Raw genomic sequence first — 20,106 nt, 5'->3', positions numbered from 1 at the left:
CATTACAGAACACCACGGCAACCGCGTTTACCGCTGCAGAGCTTGGCTATGCGCCGACCCTTGCTGCGAGTATGGAAAATATGCCTATGCAAACGCTGACGAACTTTCCCGCGATAGAAAGCATTTTCATGCCTGAGGCTGTCAGCAGATTCGATCATCAAATAATTTTCCCAGACGCTGCGGTATGGATATAATAATATCGGTGGGTGCGAAATAAGGGGGGTGCATATTCATTATAATATTTATATTGAGTTATTGTAGGCTAAGATTTTCCATCTAACTAGATATAATTGTTCTGCCAGAATTAGATAGAATGCACTGAAAGAAGTAAAAAATTATTGATAATAAATTGGTATTTACTATTTAATATAATTAACATGTTTAAATATATCGCTCCATTCTAAGCATGCTCGTACAGCACCTCCGTCGAGTTGCGCTACAGGGGTTGCTTGCATTAATTATGCTAGGCGATCTCAGCGAAAAGACGAAAGGCTAGGCTGTGCAAGGATTTCGAAGAACGTGGGTCACGCTTATATCGGCGATGTTGCTCAAGATTCATGCAGCCGCGTCGGCGCAACCCGTAACACTAGCTCCTGCACTGGCAGACCCATTGTCGCTTGACCAAAATGCGGATTCTTTGATCAGAATGGAGCAAAATGTGGCCACCGCAGCGGAATTCGAAGCTGTTTTGCGGGCTGCTATGGAATCAAACCCTTTAATTCGTGAAGCACAAGCACGTAATTTGGAGGCAGTGGCAGGACGCAATTTGGCGCGTGCTGGGCAGTTGCCTTCCGGTGACCTTTCGGTGTCTAGCTTCCGGACCCTCTCGCGCGCGTTCTCCAATGATCCGCAAAACATCATCGAACGCTCGCGCGCCCGCCAACGCACAGATGCAACGATCACCCTGACCCAACCTTTGTTCGACTTCGGCGCGAGCGCAGACCGGATCGCGGCAGCGCAACAGCGCGTGGTAGGTAGCGAGGCGCGCTTTGCCGCGGTTGCCGAGGATGTCGGGCTGCGCGCGGTGGCCGTATGGTACGAGTTGTTTGCGATGCGCACCATGGTGGCGCTAGGCGAAGCGCTCGATGCGAGCCAAGTCTTGCTGGGCGCCGTGATTGATCAGCGCATCGCCGAAGGTGTTGCAGCGCGATCGGACCGGGTGCGCGTCGATGGCACAATCGCAGCGGCACAGGCGCGGCTGGCGGAATACCGTCGTAATCAAGCAAGCGCAGAGGTGCGTTTTGTCGAGCTGTTAGGCACGCCGCCTGTCAAGTTGTTGCGGGCACCCGTGGCCAGGGCAATGCTAACGCCGCAGCGCGAAGCGCTCGAGCTGACAGTTGATGCGGCTCCTGCGGTGCGCGCCGCCCGCGCTGACGCCGATGCCGCATGGCGCGATGCAGATGCTGTGCGTGCCGACTTGTTTCCGTCGGTTTCGGCAAGCATCGATGCGGGACGTTATGGCGTCATCGAGACTGATATCGATTACGATGTGCGCGCGCGGTTAAGTCTGCGGTTGCGGCTTTTCGGCGGCGGTGATGCCCGCGCCGATCAGGCTGCAGCGCGCGCGATGGCCGACACCGCGCGCGCCGATCGCATCCGTGAGGAGGCCTTGCGTGATGCCCGGGTGGCCGCGTCGGATGTTATCGCGCTCGAAGCGCAGCTGGCGGCGTTGCGAAAAAGCTATGTCGCAGCCCGAATCTCGCGCGATGTACTGGTCGAGCGGTTCCGTTTGGCGCGAGGGTCGCTGTTCGATGTGCTTAGCGCCGAAGATGCGTATTTCGCCACCGCGACCGCCTATGTGCAAGGAATCGTCGATCTGGACATCGCGCGCTATGTGCTACTGGCGCGCAATGGCCAGTTGCTGCCTTTGTTGGGTTTCGACGTGCTACGACTCGCTAGCTGGGACAGTTTCAGATGATGATCGAACAGCGCACCCCCCGCTTCGCCCGTTGGTTGACCGAGCCCATGCTGCGCAACCGTGGCATCTACATTAAGGTTGCGCTCGCAGCGGCGGTGATCAACGTCTTCGGTATCGTTACGTCGCTGTTCACGATGACGGTCTATGACCGGGTGCTACCCAACAACGCCACCTCGTCTCTGATCGCGTTGACGGTGGGCCTTGCCATCGTTGTGCTATTCGATTTTCTTCTGCGGACCCTGCGTGCGTATTTTACCGACATTGCTGGTGCGCGAATTGACGAAGAGGTCGGTGAGCATGTGTTCGGGCGGTTGCTGGCGATCCGCATGGATGTGCGCTTAGGTTCGACCGGTTCGTTCGCTGCGATGATGCGCGAGATTGAGACATTGCGCGACTTTTTCGCCTCGGTGACGCTAACCGCCGTGGTCGACCTGCCGTTTATAGCCATCACGTTGACCGTGCTTGTGCTGATCGGCGGGCCGCTGGTGTTCGTTCCGCTGGCGATGGTGCCGCTGGTCATCATCGTTGCGCTGTTGGCTCAGCCCGCTCTGGACCGGCTGTCTCGCAGCGCCATGCAGGAAGGCCAGATCAAGCAGGCAGTACTTGTCGAAGCTATCGGTGGTCTCGAGATGGTCAAGGCCAACAATGCAGCGCCTTTGCTATCGGCACGGTGGCAGGCAGCGGTGGAGCGGCAATCTCAGGTCTCGCTTAGTCAGCGGCTGGTGTCAGCGATTGCAGTCAACGTGGCGGTGATCGCCAACACTATTTCTTACGCAGGCGTCGTGGTGGCAGGCGTCGGGATGATTGCCAACCAGAACCTGACGATGGGCGGACTGATTGCATGTTCGATCTTGGCCAGCCGTGCGATAGCGCCGCTGGGGCAGATCGCGCAGCTAATGACCCGACTCACTCAGACCCGCACCGCCTATCGCCAGATTAACGGCATGCTTGCGCACCCATCCGAAGGGCCTGCCGAGAAACCGCTGGATATCGCTGAACCCATGGGTTTGATCGAGCTGCGCAAGGTCAGCTTCCGTTATCCGCGCCAAGCCGAAGACGCGCTTTCGGAAGTGTCGCTGCGCGTCAGGCCGGGCGAAAAGGTTGCCATTCTGGGGCCGATGGGATCTGGCAAATCAACCATCGCGCGATTAGTGCTGGGGCTATATCCCGCCGCCGCCGGGCTGGTGCTGATTGATGGTATCGATTTGCGCCAGCTGAACCCAACGGCATATCGAGCGCGCGTCGGCGTTGCGTTGCAAGAAAGTGTGCTGCTCAGCGGAACGATCCGCGAGAATATCGCGCTAGGCCGTGCGGGCGTGGATGATGCAGCGCTGCTTCGCGCCGCGCAGCTTTCGGGCGCACATGACTTTATCGGTACAATGGCTAACGGCTATGACCTGACGCTGACTGATCGTGGCGAGAGCCTATCTGGCGGCCAGCGGCAGGCTATCGCTTTGGCGCGCGCTCTGGTCGAGCGGCCACGTATGCTGGTATTCGACGAACCGACCAGCGCAATGGATGCGCAGACCGAGGCACGACTGATTAAGCGGCTAGAGGTTGAACTTGTTGATCGTACCTTACTTCTGATCACACACCGTCCATCGATGCTGCGGCTAGTCGACCGAGTGATTGTGATGGAAGCTGGCAAGATCATTGCTGATGGCCCACGAGATACTGTATTGAACCAAATGACGGGTAAAGGGGCATCGGTGCAAAGAGCAGCGAGCAACGCTCACGGGGCGTCTCAGGGAGTGCCCAGTGCAGATGCTTGGACGTTTGTGACGACGCCAGCACCAGCACGAACAGCGAAAATAATCCCACCCTCGCGGTCAACCGTCAAATAAATATGAGAAACATTGAGACTGCTGACGCCATGTCGATCGAGCAGCGCTTAGCACGGCTTCTTCCGGCAAGTGCATCCAACCTCCTATTGTGGGCGATCTTGGCATTTCTCGCGATATTTGTAATTTGGGCGACGTTCACTGAAATCGATCAAACGGTGCGTGGTGACGGGCGTGTGGTGCCGAGCTCCCGGCTTCAAGTAATTTCGAATCTCGAAGGTGGGATGGTAGCACAAATCCTCACGCGCAGCGGTGCGGTCGTGAAGGCGGGTCAGGTGCTGCTAAAGCTAGATCCAATCCAGACCAGCGCCGAATACGGAAGCAATCAGTCGACGAACGGTGCCCTTGCAGCAAAAATTGCTCGGCTAGAGGCCGAAATCGACGGGCACACGCCGGTCTATCCAGATCCTGCCAGTCCCCAGACCCGCGTTGAACGCGCGCTGCATGATGCGCGGATGGCAGAACTCGGCAGCCTGCTGGCGAGCGCACAAGCCCGCAGCGCACAAGCTAGCCGATCAGTAGGAGAAGCGCTCGCGGTGCAGGCAGCACGACAATCTGCGCGCGATGCTGCTGCTGCCGAGCGCGATTTAATTCGGTCGTTAGTCGAGCGGGGGATCGAGCCGCGACTTTCACTTGTGCAAGCTGAAAATGCTGCGCGGATTACGGCCAGCGAAGCACTTGGCGCGTCGGAGGCCCTCGGACGCGCGCGCGCTGCCCAAGTCGAAGCGGCTGCCGAAGCAAACCGTGCCCGGCAGGAGTGGCGTGCGCGTGCTGCGACCGAACTCGCCAGTGTTCAAGCAGACTTCGAAGCGCGTCGCCAATCGGGCTCCGCACTTGCCGACCGCGTCTATCGAACTACGGTGCGGGCGCCGGTAGCAGGACGTATCAATCGCGTGCTCGTCACCACCATCGGGGGAAGCGTTTCGCCCGGACAGCCATTGATGGAGCTTGTTCCCGTCCGCGACCAGTTGCAAATTGAAGCGCGCATTCGCCCGCAGGATATCGGATCGATTCACGTTAACCAGCCCGCTAACGTTTATATCAGCGCATATGATCCAGCAATCTATGGCTCGCTTGCAGGTAAGGTCACAGAAATCTCTCCCGATGCTATAACTGACGAGCGCACTGGCGAAACATTCTATCTCGTACGCGTGTTGACGCAAAAATCGGCATTGATTAATAGATCGGGGAAATTGCAGCCTATAGTTGCAGGCATGGTCGCAACGGTGAATTTGCTTGGCGAAAAACGTCCCGTAATTAGCTATGTTTTGAACCCAATTTCACGAATCATAGATGATGCATTTAGGGAATAATATTTGTTTGCTTAAGAAATTTCTGTGACGCTATGTTTTGGTCGAATGATAACAATATAGATGGATCCAATATGTAACATTCAGATTTTTTGTTTCGTTAGGCACTGCGGCCATATGTTATTATTATTTATAATGTATTGCAAATCTAATAGAAACATGCCACAATAAATATGTGATACATATTATTTTTCTGATTATGATATTTTAATTTGCCTGTCCGCGCCGTAAGTTCATTGTGCTGCCCGATATTGTAAGCCCGGACTGTACGAAGAGCTGCCGCGCAGCAGCATAATCGTAACCCTGCGGTGAGGGCCGCCTTGCGCTGATTTGGTGACGTGCCGAGAAGGCACCGGTGCAAGCGCTGGTGCTTGCATCGGTGTTAGAGACGGTGCGATGGGTCAGGTGACGGTATTTTCTGGCGTTCAGCGCCGCCGGTACTGGTCAGATGAACAGAAGCATGCGCTGGTGTCGGCGATTTCAGCGCCCGGGGCGAACGTTGCGGAGATTTCCCGTCTGGTCGATGTTCGACCTGGTCAGATCTATCGCTGGCGGCGGCAGCTCGAGCAGGCAGGCCACGGCTTTGCGCAGGTCCAGGTGCAGCCCGATCCTGATCCTGCGCCTGTTGCTGTTGCGGGGACTGCGATCATCGTGGAGTTTGAGCGTGCGATCGTGCGGATCCCGGCAGGCGCATCTCCAGGTCTGGCTGCGGCGGTCCTGCGATCGGTGAAGCCGTGATCCCAGTTCCTTCCGGTGTCCGGATCTGGATTGCGACAGGACAGACCGATATGCGGCGCGGCATGCGCAGCCTTGCCTTGCAGGTTCAGCAGAGCTTCGGGCGTGATCCGTTTGTCGGCGATCTGTATATTTTCCGCGGACGGCGCGGCGACCTGTGCAAAGTGATCTGGCACGATGGCGTGGGCATGTCGCTTTATGCCAAGCGGCTTGAGCGAGGCAGGTTCATCTGGCCATCGGCAACCGACGGCGTCTTTGCGATTTCCGCATCGCAACTTGCCTGAATGCTCGAGGGCATCGACTGGCGTAATCCGCAGGCAACATGGCGTCCTACCATTGCCGGATAAGTGGCCGCTGACGGCCTAAAAAGCTGGGGATTCCAGGGGCTTTATGCTATGGCTTTGGCCATGGTGGATGCAAGCCTTGCAGAGATCCACAGCCTTCGCGAGCAGCTTGCCGCCGCCCGTGAAGTCGCCGCAGAAGTGGCCCCCATCAAGGCGATCAATGCCGATTTGGAAGCTCGCAATGCCCTTCTCGAGCTGCAGAACGAGAAGATGCGCCGGGCCCTTTATGGGCAACGCTCGGAACGCTCCCGCCAGCTGATCGACCAGATGGAGCTGACCTTCGAGGAGTGCGAGGCCGCTGCCAGCGAGGACGAGGTCTCTGCAGCCCTGGCCGCCGCCTAAACCAACGTTGCACCGTTCGAACGCAAGCGGCACGCACGCAAGCCATTGCCAGATCATCTGCCGCGCGAACGCGTCGTCATCTCCGCGCCAGAGGCCTGCCCCTGCTGTGGTTCCGATCGCCTGTGCAAGCTGGGTGAGGATATCACTGAGACGCTCGAGGTCATTCCCCGCCAGTGGAAGGTGGTCCAGACCGTCATGGAGAAGTTCTCGTGCCGGGATTGCGAGAAGATCACTCAGCCACCGGCACCTTTCCATGTCACGCCCCGCGGACTGTTCGGCCCCAGCTTCCTGGCGATGCTGTTGTTCGAGAAGTTCGGAGCGCACCAACCACTCAACCGCCAGCGTGATCGCTATGCCCGTGAAGGTATCGAGCTCAGCCTTTCCACCCTGGCCGATCAGGTCGGAGCCTGCACCGCCGCGCTGATGCCGCTCTACCGCCTCATCGAAGCGCATGTCCTGGCCGCCGAGCGACTGCATGGCGATGACACGACGGTCCCGGTCCTCGCCAAGACGAAGACCGATACAGGCCGGATCTGGACCTATGTCCGTGACGATCAGCCATTTGGCGGGCCAGCGCCACCTGCGGCGATCTTCCATTATTCCCGTGACAGGCGCGGCGAACATCCCGTTGGCCATCTGCGCAGCTGGACAGGTATTCTACAGGCCGACGCCTATGCCGGATACAATGCGCTTTTCCGCGCCGATCTGATCCCGACACCGCTGACACGCGCGCTGTGCTGGAGCCATGCGCGTCGCTATTTCTTCGAGCTCGCGGATCTCGACACGCAACTCAAAAAGCGCCGCAAGAAGGCACCCGTCATCTCACCGATCGCCGTGGAGGCGGTCCGCAGGATCGATGCGATTTTCGACATCGAGCGCGCGATCAACGGCCGATCGGCAGACGAGCGGCTCGCCGCCCGGCAGGAACACAGCGCTAAACCGATCGCCGATCTTGAAGCATGGCTCCGCGACAACCGGTCGAAGCTCTCCAAGAGCAGCCCCGTCGCCGAGCCAATCGACTACATGCTCAAGGCATGGCCTGCCTTTACCGCCTTCCTCGACGATGGCCGCATCTGCTTGTCGAACAACGCAGCAGAACGGGCGCTCAGAGGTATCGCCCTAGGCAGAAAGTCATGGCTGTTTGCCGGCTCTGATCGTGGCGGTCAGCGCACCGCGTTCATACTCAGCCTGATCGCCACCGCAAAGCTCAACAATATCGATCCTCAAGCTTGGCTGGCTGATGTGCTCGGTCGCATCGCCGAAATCCCGCAAAGCCAGCTCGCCGACCTGCTCCCCTGGAACTGGCGACCCGCTCAAATCCAGCGTCAGGCTGCCTGAACCGCGGTACTCACCGCAGGCTTACGCATAATCTGCCTGATGGCGTTCAAAGCTGGGCTGTGCCTTGATGCTCCGCTCGACATCGAGTGCAAGATCACTGGTTAGTCAATTCAAGAAACAGAGTAAGTGCTGTTCTCAGCCCACGTTGGCCGATGGCCTGAGGTCGCCACGCTGACGCTGTATGCTGGATGACCATCGGCGAGCTTGCTGCGCGTGTCGGTCAGTCGGGCGTGTGGGTTGATGCTGGCAATCTCGCAGTTCGCGCGCTCTCAAGGCTGGAATAGCTCTCCGCAACGACCGCTAACTTAAAATCACCAGGCGAGACCACCTTGCGCCCCGGGCGGGTCAAAATCTCGCTGTGCCGCAAGCCGCTAGCGCTAGTTTCGTCACAAGGCATCTGCATGGCACAAAGCCCTTTACTAACTAGAGGAATAAACAGTCGGCTCTGTCATTGGGCAGGGCAAAGTTGGGTTGTAGCTCAGCTGCGGCAAGCACCCAGCTTGGCGCCATACATATCCAAAGAGCAGGTTATTTTGATAGCTTTGTTCGGACAAAAATTCCATGCGAAAAGCAGCAGTTGGTGTCACTGTCAGTGTCTTGATTTCACATCGCCATCGTAAAGAATGGATCCCTGATGCGTCGTTTGAACATTTATCGTAGCCTGTTGATTCCCGTCATGCTCATGGCTGGCCCGGTTGCCGCCGAGACGTCAAACGGGCAAACCGTGACGCTTGGCTCTGGTGATGACAGCTTCACCGTCACCAACACGCCTGCGACCGGCACGTTCGACGGCGGTGCTGGCAACGACACGCTGATTCTGGGCACAGTGGCCGGTCGCGGCATATTTGCGGCCAACGTCGTCAATTTCGAGACTTTGCGGGTTTCAGGGCAATGGGCGCTTGCCCCAGTGTTCAGCCCCACGTCGATCGTCATCGATAGCGGCGCGGGGCTCTACACAATCGTTCCAGGTGCTCTGCGGCAGACGATAAACAACAACGGAATTTTCAGCCTGTCGCAGAACGGGCTCATCAATCTGAACTTCCTTGGGACCATCAATGGTTCGGGTACCTTCATCAAGAACGGTTCTGGCACGCTTAGCCTGGGTGGCCAGTCCTACACGGGGCAGACCTATGTGGCAGACGGCACGCTGAACCTCACCGGCAACCTGACCGGCAGCACCAGCTATTACCTGCAGAATGTCGCTACGCTGACGAGCGCGCTTGCCGGCACGATTGGCGGGGCGGTGGAGACGGGTGGCCGGTCGATGACCAACTACGGGACGATTGGCAATGGTTCCGTGACCGGACGCGCGATCGACCTCACCTATACCAACACGTCGTCCGGTGCCCTTCGGGTCGAGAACTTCGGCACGATTTCCAGCTTCGACGATGCAATCCGGCAGATCGATTCGGTGACGCGGGCCGATTCCACTACCATCCTCAATTCTGGATTGATCCAGAGTATCAACGGCGGACAGGCAATTGACCTTTCGCAGCGGACAGGTGGCACGCGGCAGATCAGCAATTTTGCATCGGGAACGATCCGTTCGATCGGCAGCTCGGCAATCCTGGGCGCTGCCGTGGTGAACACTTCAGGGCTGATTCGCTCCGACGCGGGAGCGGACAGCACCGTCGATGCCATTGATTTCGGCACGCAGCCTGGTTCGCAATTCTATGTCAATGCAGGCGGGCTTGTGAGCGGTGTCCGTAACGGCATCAACGGCGGCGCGGGATTCTCAGGCGTTGTTGACGCCAGCGGTGCTGTATTCGGCCGTAACGGCGCAGGCGTTTCCGCAGCCGGCACACTGTTCCTGACCAATCGCGGCACGATCACTGGCTGGGCCGACAGCATTTCGACATCGAGCGAAGGCGATGGCATTCGCGCGCTGGGCACCGGCAACAATATTACCAACTTCGGCATCATTCAGTCGTTCGGCGCACGTGGCGTGAATGGATTGGGTCAAACCCTGACCGCCGATGCTGTTGTCATCAATGGCGGCACGATCACCAATCAGTCTGGCGGCATCCTCTACGGCCCTGATCATGGCATTCTGGTCGACAATGGAGCAGGAGGAGGCGCCACTGCGCCGTTCTTTCTCACCAACGTTGGCGCCATCGGCGGAGGAGGCGCGCCGGCTATCCGGATTCTCGGCAGCCAGGCCGATACCATCACCAACAATGGCATAATCCGGGCTTATGATGGCGGCATCGCTGTCGATCTTGGCGCTGGCAATGACACCTTCATTGCGCTGTTTCAGGGCAACGTCCTGGGAACGATTGATGGCGGAGCGGGCGATGATCTGCTCCTGCTCAATGGCTCGACCGGCACCGTGGCCACCAATGTAGTGAACGTCGAGCGCATGAGGGCGCGAGGTGTTTCCCAGTTCAACGGCATGGGGAATGTTCAGACTTTGCTGATTGAACCCAATTCGTCATTGACTGCGACAACGCGGCTTACCGCAGGCGCGGTGTCGTTCAGTGAAGGAGGTTCATTGACGCTGCGCCAGGATTTTGATGGCATTTTCACCGCCCGCCTGCTGCGCGGCGGTCCCGTCAACTTTGCCGGTGTCGGCACGACCCGTATATCGACAACCCAGAACATCGAAAGCAATTTCGTAAACGTCCTGTCGGGTATTCTCGACTTGGGCGGGACCGTGAATGCCGACAGATATACGGTCAGCTCCAATGCCCTTGCCACCAGCGCGCTTGCGTCAACGTTCGGTACAGCGGAAAATGTAAACACTAATCTGTTTGTCACTATCAATGCGGGTGGACAGGTTCAGAACACGAATGCCAGCGGCAGTGCGATCAACGTCGACGTTGGCTTTGGCCGAAGAATCCAATTCGACAATGCAGGCACAATCAATGCTGCCGGCGACGCTGTCATACTGCGCGCTGGAGCCAGAATCGGTGCCACCAACGCGGGGCTGATCCAGTCAACGGGCAATGGAAGGGCCATCGTAGGCGTTGGCACAGCAAGGCTCGACAACGCATCGAGCGGCGTCATCATGTCGAACGGTGGCACCGCAGTCGTTGGCTTTGAAGTGCGCAACCAAGGCGTCATCATGTCAACGGGTGGTCCGGATAGCGCAGCTGACGGTGTGCTTGGCGTGATCGATAACTTCAATTTCGTTTCCGGCGCGCGCAACGGGGTGATGGGTTCTCAGGTCATCAACCGCACCAGTGGGACGATTATCGGCAAAAACGGGGCCGGGGTGGTTGGGACAAGTTCGCCGATAGCCGGCCTGACCAACCATGGCACGATCACCGGTGGGTGGGACGGCGTCTCCAACACAGCCAATGGTGACGGGATTTTTGCGACCAACATTCGGTCAATCTACAATTCAGGACGCATCCGGGGCACCGGAGCGCGCGGTAATGATAGCGGGGGCCGTGCCTTTACCGCAGACGGCATCGAGTTCAACGGCGGTACGGTCGTCAACGACCCGTTCGCCGAAATCACCGGACTGGGGTATGGCATTCTTGCATCGGGAACGACCAACCTCACCAATAGGGGTCTGATCGGCGGCGGCATTGCTGCGATAAATTTTGCCGGTGCGAACAGCAATGCCATCGACAACTATGGTGTTATTCGCGGTGACAGCGGCACGGCGATCATCTTGGGCGCGGGCAATGATACGCTCAACCTGTTCACCGGCCAGTCGCTGATCGGCCTCGCAGACGGCGGCGGCGGTACCGATGTCATCAACCTGCGTGGCACCGGCAGCGGCACGATCGATGGCGCGCCGAATTTCGAAAAGGTCAACATTCTGGAAGGCGGCATCTGGACGCTGACCAACATGCAATTGTTCTCCACCGGCACGCGGATCGACATTGCCTCAAGCAGCAGCGCGATCTTTGAAGTACCGACCGACGTCAACTTCGCCGGTTTCCTCTCCGGCGCAGGCGGCTCGACCAAGCGCGGCGCGGGGACCTTGTTCATCAACACCAGTGGCTACACCGGCAGCCTGACCATCGAAGGCGGCGCGGTCAGCCCGACGGCAGCGCTGGCAGGATTGATTGGCGACGCTGCCCCGCCGACGGGGATGGCCAATCCAGAGCTGAAGGGTGGGCCGGCGGCAGTTGAACTGTTGGTCACCTCGACGCCGGCCGTGATGCCGACGGCGCAGGCACCGGCCATCGGCGCAACGCCGGACGTCGGGTCGGTCGCCACGGCGGCGATGAGCGACCTTCTGCCGGCCTCATCCCCGATCGGCCGCGAGGTCGCTTTGGCATCGGGTAGCGATGACACTTCGGGCATCGGCTTTGTTGGCGGTCTTTGGGCCGAGACAGCTGCCGTAACCGAGCTTGGGGTGCTGGCATCGATGGTGACGATGACGCCGTCTGCAATCGTCGCCAGAGATGCTTTGAGCGCGGCGGCGACGATGAGCGTGGGCGGCGTTTCGGGGCTGGGCGCTGGGGCTACGGCTCTGACTGTCGATCCTTCGATCGTCACTGTCACCATCGGGGGTGACTATCGCCAGATGCCAGGAACTCGCTATATCGCCGATACCAGCAGCGACGGTCGGTCGGACCTGATGCTTGTTGGCGGTCGTGCAACGATCGAGCCGGGAGCGGTTCTGGACATCATTCGCGACGGTGGCCGCTATGCCATCGGCACGCGCTATGTCGTTCTGGCCGCGCAGGGCGGTGTAACCGGCAATTATACCCTCGACCAAACCGAGGCGGCAGGTACCGAGTTCCGCCTGCTGCAGGCGACCAACGCGGTGCTGATCGAGCTGGCGCGGTCGCGCGCCGGACTGCTCGAGCTGGGGGCCACGGGCAACCAGCAGGCTGCGGCCAAGGGGCTAGGCGGGCTGGCCAACGGAAATCTGCTGTACAATGCGATCACCCTGGTGACGGATGATGTAGCGACGCGCAGCGCGCTCAACCTTGTATCGGGCGAACCGATTGCATCAGCACGGACTGTAGCGCTTCAGGATGCCCGTGGAGCCACCAACACCATTCGTGCGCGGCTTCAGGGTACACATGAGGCAGCGGGCCTGTGGATGCAGATTTCCGGACGCAGGGGGCATGACGATGCCACCAGCGAAACTGCATGGGTCCGCCGCAGCGGCTATGTCATCCAAGGCGGGTACGAATATGGTCTGAGCGATACGGCGCGCATCGGGCTGGGCGTGGGATACAGTAACACCGATGCTGCCATCGCTGCCCGGCAGGGATCGGCTGGCGTGAAAATGGTCAGTGTGCAGGCCTATACCGGCGGAAGGCTCGGCCTGGTCCGCATACGTGGCGGTATCAGCTATGGCTGGACAGAAAACAGCACCCGGCGCAGCGTGACGTTCACCGGCTTCGGTAACCGCCTGGATAGCCGCTTCGATGGCAATGCGCTCAGCGGATTTGCCGAGATCGGTATTCCGCTGGCCGTGCTCGGCGGCACAGTCGAGCCATTTGCGGGCATCGAGAGCCATCGCGTGACGACCGACGCCTTTGCCGAGACGGGCGGCGCGACGGCACTGTCGGCCGAAAGGCGACGCGAGGCATTCACGCTCTCAACCGTCGGCCTGCATTTGCACACGCCGGTCGCAGCCACGCTGAGTGCGCGCTCGCGGATCGGCTGGGAACATGCCTTCAGTTCTCTCAACCCCACCAGCCGAGTGCAGCTGGCAGGCAGCGCAGTGCCGTTCACGGTGGCAGGTGCGCCGCTCTCGCGCGACGCAGCGTTGGCGTCGATCGAGCTGGTCTGGCAACCGACCGACCGGCTGACGATCAGCTCGGGCTATGCGGGCATATTGGGCAGCAATGGCGACGACAGCACGCTGCGTTTGGCCGGGTCGCTGAGATTTTGATGCTGGCTGAAGGACAAGAGAAACGCGGTTGAGCCGGAAAATATTTTCCCCATTTATCGGAGCTTGTGGCCGGCTCCGATAAATGGGGCTTGACCATACCGACTACACGGTCAGAAGTGCCGCTTCAAACTTGTCCATGATCGCCTGTTTGGCCCAGTCGCTCTCCGCTCTGCGGCGTGCGTTCGCGCCCAGGCTGGCGCGCCTGGCAGTATCGTCGAGCAATGCGGCGATCGCATCGGCCATGGCGGATGCGTCCTCGGGCTCAACTGAGACGCCGCAGCCGTAAATTTCCTGTGCCAGTGATGTCTCCGCGCTGGCGCCGGTGACAATCGGGCGGCCCGATGCCAGCATGTTGGCCATCTTTGACGGCAGTACGAGATCGGCTGCGTCCTTCTTCTGGGGTAACAGATGCACCGTCGCCAGTGCCAGAAGATCGCTGAGCTGGGCCATGGGTTGCAGATCGTGGAACTGCAAATTTGATACGTCGCCCGCCTGCCTGCGCAAATCATCGACTTCCGGCCCGTTGCCGCAAATGATTATGGTGATGTCGCCACGCGGTGCGAGCAGCCGCGCCACTTCGATCAGCACGTCAATGCCCTGCTTTTTGGCGACGCTGCCCGAATAAAGGGCGACATACGGCGTCGTGATCGCCCAGGTGTCACGATAGGTTGAATGCTCCTCGACCTTGATAAGGTCCAGCTCGGCCCAGTTGCGCAGCTCTTGCGTCCGCGTGCGCTGGTGGACCTTCGATTTCAGCTTGCGCAGCATCGCCGGCGAAATCGTCGAAGCAAAATCATATCCCCAGAACGAGAAATTCTCGAACGCCTTGGCCAGTCGCCCGACTAGGCTGTCGGACTTAAGCTGGTTCGTCGCGAACCCGGCCTCGACTTCGAAATCTTGGATATGGATCCAAGTGCGGATGCCCAGCAGCCGGGCGACCGGCGTGATGAACGACATGGCCATCAACGTCGGCGCGACGCACAGCAACACGTCTGGGCGACGCAACAGCATCTGCGTCAACAGCCTGGGCCATGCCGTGACGGTGAAACTGAGATAATGCAAAAGCCGCTTGAGTCCGTTAACCGACGCCGGAACGTAGATCGGGCAGCGGTAGACATCGACCCCGCCGCGCTGCTCCTTCATCCACCAGGTGTTGGCATATCCATCATAGACCTGCCACTGCGGATAGAACGGATAGCCGCAAACGACCTGGACATCATGACCCCGCTGCGCGAACTCCTCGCACAGGATCGCGCTGTACGGCCCGGTTCCTGTTGGCTCAGGGGCATAATTGATGCTGGTAACCAACAGTTTCATGTCAGCGGATGCTTTCGCAGAACCATGCGTAGGTGCGTTCGATGCCTTCGCGCAGCTCGATGGTCGGCGACCAGCCCAGCGCGCCCAGCTTGTCCGCCGCCATCAGCTTGCGCGGCGTGCCATCGGGCTTGGTGGTGTCGAACGTGATAGCACCTGTAAAGCCCACGACGTCGCACACGATCTGGACCAGTTCCAGGATCGTGACATCCGATCCGCTGCCGACGTTGATATGCTGGTCTTCATCATAGTTGCGCAACAGATGAACCAGTGCGCCTGCGCAGTCGTCGACATGCAGAAACTCGCGCCGAACCTTGCCGGTGCCCCAAACTTCTATCGATTCCGCGCCCGATACCTTGGCTTCGTGCGCCTTGCGGATCAGCGCGGGAAGGACATGGCTGGATTGCAGGTCGAAATTGTCGCCGGGCCCGTAGAGGTTGGTCGGCATCGCGCTTATATAGTGACGACCGAATTCGCGACGATAGGCCTGCCCCAGCATGATGCCCGAGATCTTGGCCATCGCATACCACTGGTTGGTCGGCTCCAACGCGCCGGTCAGCAAGGCGTCCTCGGTGATCGGTTGCGGCGCGAACTTGGGGTAGATGCACGATGAGCCCAGCAGCAACAGGCGGTCGACGCCCGTGGCATGTGCCGCCTTAAGCAGGTTGGTCTGGATCATTATGTTGTCGTACAGAAAACTGACAGGATGCAGGTCATTCGCTAGGATGCCGCCAACTTTGGCAGCGGCGACGACCACGATCTCGGGGGTTTGGTCGGCCATCCAGTAGTCCACCGATGCCTGATTGATGAGGTCGAGTTCCGACCGGTCGGCCGTGATTACAATTGCACCCGCCTCTGCAAGCTGCCGTGCCATAGAGGACCCGACCATGCCCTTGTGCCCGGCGACGAAGATTCTCTTTCCCTTAAGTTCGAACATGTCTCATTCCATTTCCGTCAATGTCTGCGCACACCCGCCTCCGCCTGGCAACTTGTGCGCACGATAATCAAAAGCAAATTTAACCCAGCAATCCCTGATAAGTTCAGCGGCGGCGCATCGGCATGTGTCTGCCACTGCGACCGATGACACCGGCGAAAAACATCAACAGAAAAGCCAGGGCAATCGGTGTTGCCGCGCTCATCAGCGATCCTCGCAAAAGAATGGTTTCAAAGCCGATCAGCAGCCCCGTCATCATCACGTACCAGACATCGTTCTGCTTGAAGCGCTGAACCGCGTTCATGTCGAGGCGCGCCGATACATAACCCAGCAGCGGCGAAAACAGGATCAGTCCCCACCACCAGAAATCGACGAAAATTTCGCTCGATAGCGGCGCCGAAATGTTGGTGTAATTGTATCCGACGTAACGGGCAGCGCGTTCGCCAGTTGGGCGAGGCTTGTCCTGCCACAAGCTGCGGGGAACAGGAGAAAGCGGCACACCGAGGAACTGGTATCCGAAGGATGCCCCCTCGCGGTCTACTAACTGCACGACATTGAGAACCGACTGGAAACCGTCATAGTCGCCGCTCTCGGTGTAATATTCGACGGGCGAGAAGGCGGTTATATCGCGCACATCTCCGCGACCGAGGAAGTTGATCAGTGGGAACACGATCAGAAGGCCGCCCAAAAGCGACATGACAAACCCGAATTTGCGAATCGCGATCGAGAAATCGAACATCACATACAGGAACGTGAAGATGTAGCCGAACAGGTAGTAACGCGGAATCGATGCTGGCCAGTTCACGAGCAGGAAGGTCGCCAGGCTGAAAACCAGCGCACCCATTGTGGCAATGCTTGGGCGCGTCTTGACCAGGCTGATGAAGATGCAAAGGCTGATGAACGAGGGGATGCGCGCGAAGTTGAAGATCAGCTGGCTGGCAACCGCCGCGCTGTCATATTCGATTTCGCTGTCGATGCGCCGCAGGGTGAACATCTCAACGCCGTTCACTGCGACGATCGCGAGCGTTAGGAACGACAAAGCGAGTGCATAGATCCCCATCCGGGGCCGCGAATAATGTCGTTTGTCGACAGCAATCTTCAGTTTAGCAAGACTGACACCGCGCCGGAAAACGATCACGCCGATGGCATATCCGACGCAGAAAATCGCGATGACAGTCATCGCGATGCGGATATCGTCATTGGGGTAACTCATAGAATAGAAGGGGAAATATCCCCTGGCCGCATGCAGCATTCCTGGCACCAGCAGGAAGAAGATGTGGTAGAAGCAAAACAGTAGCACCAGCAGGCCGAATCTGCGGTCAACCATCGAGATCGCCATCGTCAGGTACAGCGAGAACATTGCGATCACCATAAGGATAGTGACCACCGGGTCGCTCAGGCCATTGGCGACCGGCAGGGCGACGGTCAGGATCGTCAGCATGAAAGAGGTCAGCACCACCGGCAGCGAAATCTCGCCGTTGCGGGAATTCTTCGGCCGCGCTCTGGGCAGACTTGCGACGCGCGCCATCAGCACGACCTCACTTTAGAAAAGACATTGCTCGCCAGCTGGCCAAACGCCTCGAAGGAACTCAGCGCTCCGGCCCCATCCTTTAGGGTTTCGCCAGGCTGCCACCGGGGCCGCGGCTCCACGCGGGCGAGCGCCTCGGCGCAGGACTGCGGCGAGTGCGGGTCGAAGTATAGCGCCCTGTCGCCAGCCTGTTCGCGGTGGACATCAAGGTTCGACAGCACAAGCGGGGTTCCCAGTGCCTTTGCCTCTTCCACCGTGGTGCTCCATCCTTCGAATAGCGAAGGATTGATCAGAGCATCTGCCCGCGCGTTCAGCGCCAGCACCGATGAAAAGGGTATCGCACCCAGAATCCTGAACTTCGATTCAAGCCCATGGCTTGCGATACGCTGAAGCAGATGGTCGAAATGGCCCGGCGCGCGATCGTCCTTGCCGCTGCCAGACGCCGCTATGCAAGGAGCGGCATCGCCCATTTGCGCCAGTGCGTGGACGATCAGGCCATGGTTCTTGTGCAACCAGAACTGATTGGGCAGAAAAATGAAGCGTTCAGGCAGTCCAAGCTCGATCCGCACCTGCTCGCCGCTGTCCCAGGTCGCCCCCTTTGGTGGCAGCACGGCGAACGGCACCACATGCACTTGGCCTTGGGGTTTGCCGTAGAAATTCAGCAGATCGTTGTACGCGTCCTCGCTCGACAGCATGATGTGCGCGCGCGACTGGATGATCCTGCGGAAACGCACCTCCCGCAGCCACCACGCCTTTTTCGAAAACAGGCCAGGGAGGTGGCGATGCTGAAAGTCGGGCAGCCAGCTGATGACGGGGACGCCCGGCGAAGGGCCGATATAGCCCGATGCTTCAAAATAGACGTCGACCCCCGCCTGGCGGAATGTCTGGATCACCGATTGGTCGTGAATGCCAACCAGCGCCTTGGCGACGGTGATTTTGGATGTCTCTTCCAGCACCATTGGCGCAACGCCACAGGTTGCCGTCGCGCGATCTCGATAGCCTGCGACATTGTGCGCGGAAATGAACACCTGGAATGCGGTGCTGGCATCATGTTGCCGCACGGCTTGCGCCATGTTGAACAGGTAGTTGACCCCGCCGGTCCATTTCTCCGGCTCGCTAAGGCGCATGGCAATCTTCACGGCTGGCCTGCTAGTCTGGTATTCGCCTGATAGGCCTTCACGGTGGCTAGGATGCCTGCATCGGGCAGAACCGTGGGCGTGAAGCCGATGGAGGTAGCGTTCGTTACATCGGCGAGCAGGCTGAAGGGATCTCCCTGCCGAACATGTCCATCGAATTCGACATCTGCTGATCCGCCATGCGCTCCGACAATCAGATGGCAGATGTCGCGCAGTGCTGTCGCTCTGCCGGTGCCGCCGTTGAACACGGGAACGTCGGTGGAGCAGTGTGCGATCACCTGATGCAACAATGCCGCGGCGTCGTCGATCCATAGCCAGTCGCGAATCTCATCGCCCGTGCCGCCGAGCGTCAGGCGGGTGGCACCGGCATCGAGCTTCTTGCTCAGTTCATAGATCAGCTGCTTGCGCAGCGCCGGGCCATAGACGGAAAATAGCCGTACAATGGCACAGCGCAGCCCAAACTGGTTGCCCCAATAGGTGATTGCCTGCTCAGCCAACATCTTGTGAAATCCATAGGGCGAAATGGGCGCAGGTTGCCGGGCTTCGGGAATCGGGCCCGAACAGGCCGTGCCATAGATTGCCGCGCTCGATGCATAGATAAGGCGGCAGTCCGGGGCATGGGTCCGCATCCAGTTCAGCAGGCTAACAGTGCACGTGACGGTCCTGTCAAAATCCCCAGCCGGATCATCAAAGGATGGCCCTACCTGCGCGCCGCCGGCCAGATGGATGATGCTGCCGGGCTTGCCGCTCAGCTCTGCCAGCTTGGACAGCGATTCGCCATGGATGAGATCGCTGACGTACTGGAGCTCCGCCGGCGGGGTCCAGTCGGGTTCGTTCAGGCCAATACCGGCGACGCGAACGCCGCTGGTGATCAGCCGGTTCACCACGGCGCTGCCGACTGCTCCGGCAGCTCCGGTAACCCAGACAAGAGATTGTGAGTCAGATTGCAACACTATTCACCCGGTTTCTTCAGTTGCCGAACGATGCGGGCAGGATTTCCCGCCACCACCGTCCACGGCGCAACATCCTTGGTCACAACCGAGTTGGCGGCGACAATAGCACCTTCCCCAACGGTAATACCCTTCAGGATCGATGCGCCAAAGCCGATCCACACTTTGTCACAGATGGTCACCGGCCTGATCGTGACATGGTCCCAGTTCTTTTCGCCCCGGCCCCATTGCACGACGTCGTGCTGGCGGTATTCCCAATCGAGGTTGTGGCTGTCGTGGTCCACAATCGTCACCCCCCAGGAAATGAGAATGTCATTACCGATGACGATCTTCTCGGCGGCCACCAGCAGACTGGCTCCTATAAACGTGCGATTGCCGATCTGGACATCGATCCCTGCACGATCGGACATGATCTTGCATTCGATCACGCTTTGCTCGCCGATCCGGACGACATCACTCTCGTTCAGGAAAAACCTGTAGCGTTTGGCCCGGCTGGAGGGGTGTACCGTCACAGCTCCCCAAGGCGAAACGCCACGCCAGAGTTGCTTTATCCTGTTCAATGAGGGCATTGCTGAAAGCTATCCAAGTTCAGGCAAATAAATCCTGC

13 protein-coding genes and 1 pseudogene are annotated in these 20,106 nt (G+C 59.0%); 8 read left to right on the top strand and 6 right to left on the bottom strand.

Features of this window, described 5'->3' with window-relative positions; all coding sequences use genetic code 11:
• The 8 genes and pseudogenes from D618_RS20075 to D618_RS0113655 all read left to right on the top strand — a co-directional run.
• Positions 1-194, top strand: a 194-nt coding sequence (locus D618_RS20075; protein ID WP_026091673.1) for a hypothetical protein, incomplete at its 5' end; no start/stop codon positions are given.
• A gap of 347 nt (positions 195-541) precedes the next feature.
• Positions 542-1,918, top strand: a complete 1,377-nt coding sequence (locus D618_RS18465; protein ID WP_081590533.1) for a TolC family protein — start codon at positions 542-544, stop codon at positions 1,916-1,918.
• A complete protein-coding gene (locus tag D618_RS0113685) occupies positions 1,915-3,762 on the top strand; it encodes a type I secretion system permease/ATPase (RefSeq protein ID WP_017672097.1) in 1,848 nt (615 codons plus the stop codon). Before D618_RS18465 ends, D618_RS0113685 begins: the two co-directional genes overlap by 4 nt.
• 29 nt (positions 3,763-3,791) lie before the next feature.
• A complete protein-coding gene (locus D618_RS18460; RefSeq protein WP_040370800.1) occupies positions 3,792-5,072 on the top strand; it encodes an HlyD family type I secretion periplasmic adaptor subunit in 1,281 nt (426 codons plus the stop codon).
• 402 nt (positions 5,073-5,474) lie between these two features.
• Positions 5,475-5,807: a transposase gene (locus D618_RS0113675; RefSeq protein WP_238550684.1), complete on the top strand. Its 333-nt coding sequence runs from the start codon at positions 5,475-5,477 to the stop codon at positions 5,805-5,807.
• On the top strand, positions 5,804-6,088 hold the full coding sequence (gene tnpB / locus D618_RS18455) for an IS66 family insertion sequence element accessory protein TnpB (RefSeq protein WP_343207534.1): 285 nt from the start codon (positions 5,804-5,806) through the stop codon (positions 6,086-6,088). The genes D618_RS0113675 and tnpB overlap by 4 nt, the downstream gene beginning before the upstream one ends.
• 126 nt (positions 6,089-6,214) lie before the next feature.
• A pseudogene (locus D618_RS18450) lies at positions 6,215-7,828 on the top strand (IS66 family transposase).
• A gap of 676 nt (positions 7,829-8,504) precedes the next feature.
• On the top strand, positions 8,505-13,637 hold the full coding sequence (locus tag D618_RS0113655; RefSeq protein WP_017672090.1) for an autotransporter outer membrane beta-barrel domain-containing protein: 5,133 nt from the start codon (positions 8,505-8,507) through the stop codon (positions 13,635-13,637).
• 102 nt (positions 13,638-13,739) lie between these two features.
• Here D618_RS0113655 and D618_RS18445 read toward each other — a convergent pair whose 3' ends face one another.
• The 6 genes from D618_RS18445 to D618_RS0113625 all read right to left on the bottom strand — a co-directional run bounded on the left by D618_RS18445 (position 13,740) and on the right by D618_RS0113625 (position 20,059).
• Positions 13,740-14,954 carry a WcaI family glycosyltransferase gene (locus D618_RS18445; RefSeq protein WP_017672089.1) on the bottom strand — a complete coding sequence of 405 codons (1,215 nt, stop codon included), beginning with the start codon at positions 14,952-14,954 and terminating at the stop codon, positions 13,740-13,742.
• Position 14,955: 1 nt separating this feature from the next.
• Complete coding sequence (locus tag D618_RS0113645; RefSeq protein WP_017672088.1) at positions 14,956-15,888, bottom strand: GDP-L-fucose synthase; 933 nt, start codon at positions 15,886-15,888, stop codon at positions 14,956-14,958.
• A gap of 103 nt (positions 15,889-15,991) precedes the next feature.
• Entirely contained in the window at positions 15,992-17,413 is a 1,422-nt protein-coding gene (locus D618_RS0113640) for a hypothetical protein (protein ID WP_017672087.1), read from the bottom strand.
• Complete coding sequence (locus D618_RS18440) at positions 17,413-18,552, bottom strand: glycosyltransferase family 1 protein (RefSeq protein WP_152414745.1); 1,140 nt, start codon at positions 18,550-18,552, stop codon at positions 17,413-17,415. The genes D618_RS0113640 and D618_RS18440 overlap by 1 nt, the downstream gene beginning before the upstream one ends.
• Complete coding sequence (locus D618_RS18435) at positions 18,549-19,502, bottom strand: NAD(P)-dependent oxidoreductase (RefSeq protein ID WP_255342563.1); 954 nt, start codon at positions 19,500-19,502, stop codon at positions 18,549-18,551. Before D618_RS18435 ends, D618_RS18440 begins: the two co-directional genes overlap by 4 nt.
• Positions 19,502-20,059, bottom strand: coding sequence for an acyltransferase (locus D618_RS0113625; RefSeq protein WP_202949961.1), 558 nt, complete (start codon positions 20,057-20,059; stop codon positions 19,502-19,504). Before D618_RS0113625 ends, D618_RS18435 begins: the two co-directional genes overlap by 1 nt.
• Between the last annotated feature and the right edge of the window lie 47 nt (positions 20,060-20,106).

The organism is Blastomonas sp. AAP53 (assembly GCF_000331245.1).
In the GTDB taxonomy this organism is placed as follows: domain Bacteria; phylum Pseudomonadota; class Alphaproteobacteria; order Sphingomonadales; family Sphingomonadaceae; genus Blastomonas.
The sequence above is the reverse complement of the archived record's forward strand: the minus strand, read 5'-3'. Positions and strand labels throughout refer to the sequence as shown.

What these genes read in the sequence shown, in the direction of transcription:
- D618_RS18465 (WP_081590533.1), top strand. Translation starts at nt 542, where the DNA reads ATGTTGCTCAAGATTCATGCAGCCGCGTCGGCGCAACCCGTAACACTA.
- D618_RS0113685 (WP_017672097.1), top strand. Translation starts at nt 1,915, where the DNA reads ATGATGATCGAACAGCGCACCCCCCGCTTCGCCCGTTGGTTGACCGAG.
- D618_RS18460 (WP_040370800.1), top strand. Translation starts at nt 3,792, where the DNA reads ATGTCGATCGAGCAGCGCTTAGCACGGCTTCTTCCGGCAAGTGCATCC.
- D618_RS0113655 (WP_017672090.1), top strand. Translation starts at nt 8,505, where the DNA reads ATGCTCATGGCTGGCCCGGTTGCCGCCGAGACGTCAAACGGGCAAACC.
- D618_RS18445 (WP_017672089.1), bottom strand. Translation starts at nt 14,954, where the DNA reads ATGAAACTGTTGGTTACCAGCATCAATTATGCCCCTGAGCCAACAGGA.
- D618_RS0113645 (WP_017672088.1), bottom strand. Translation starts at nt 15,888, where the DNA reads ATGTTCGAACTTAAGGGAAAGAGAATCTTCGTCGCCGGGCACAAGGGC.
- D618_RS0113640 (WP_017672087.1), bottom strand. Translation starts at nt 17,413, where the DNA reads ATGGCGCGCGTCGCAAGTCTGCCCAGAGCGCGGCCGAAGAATTCCCGC.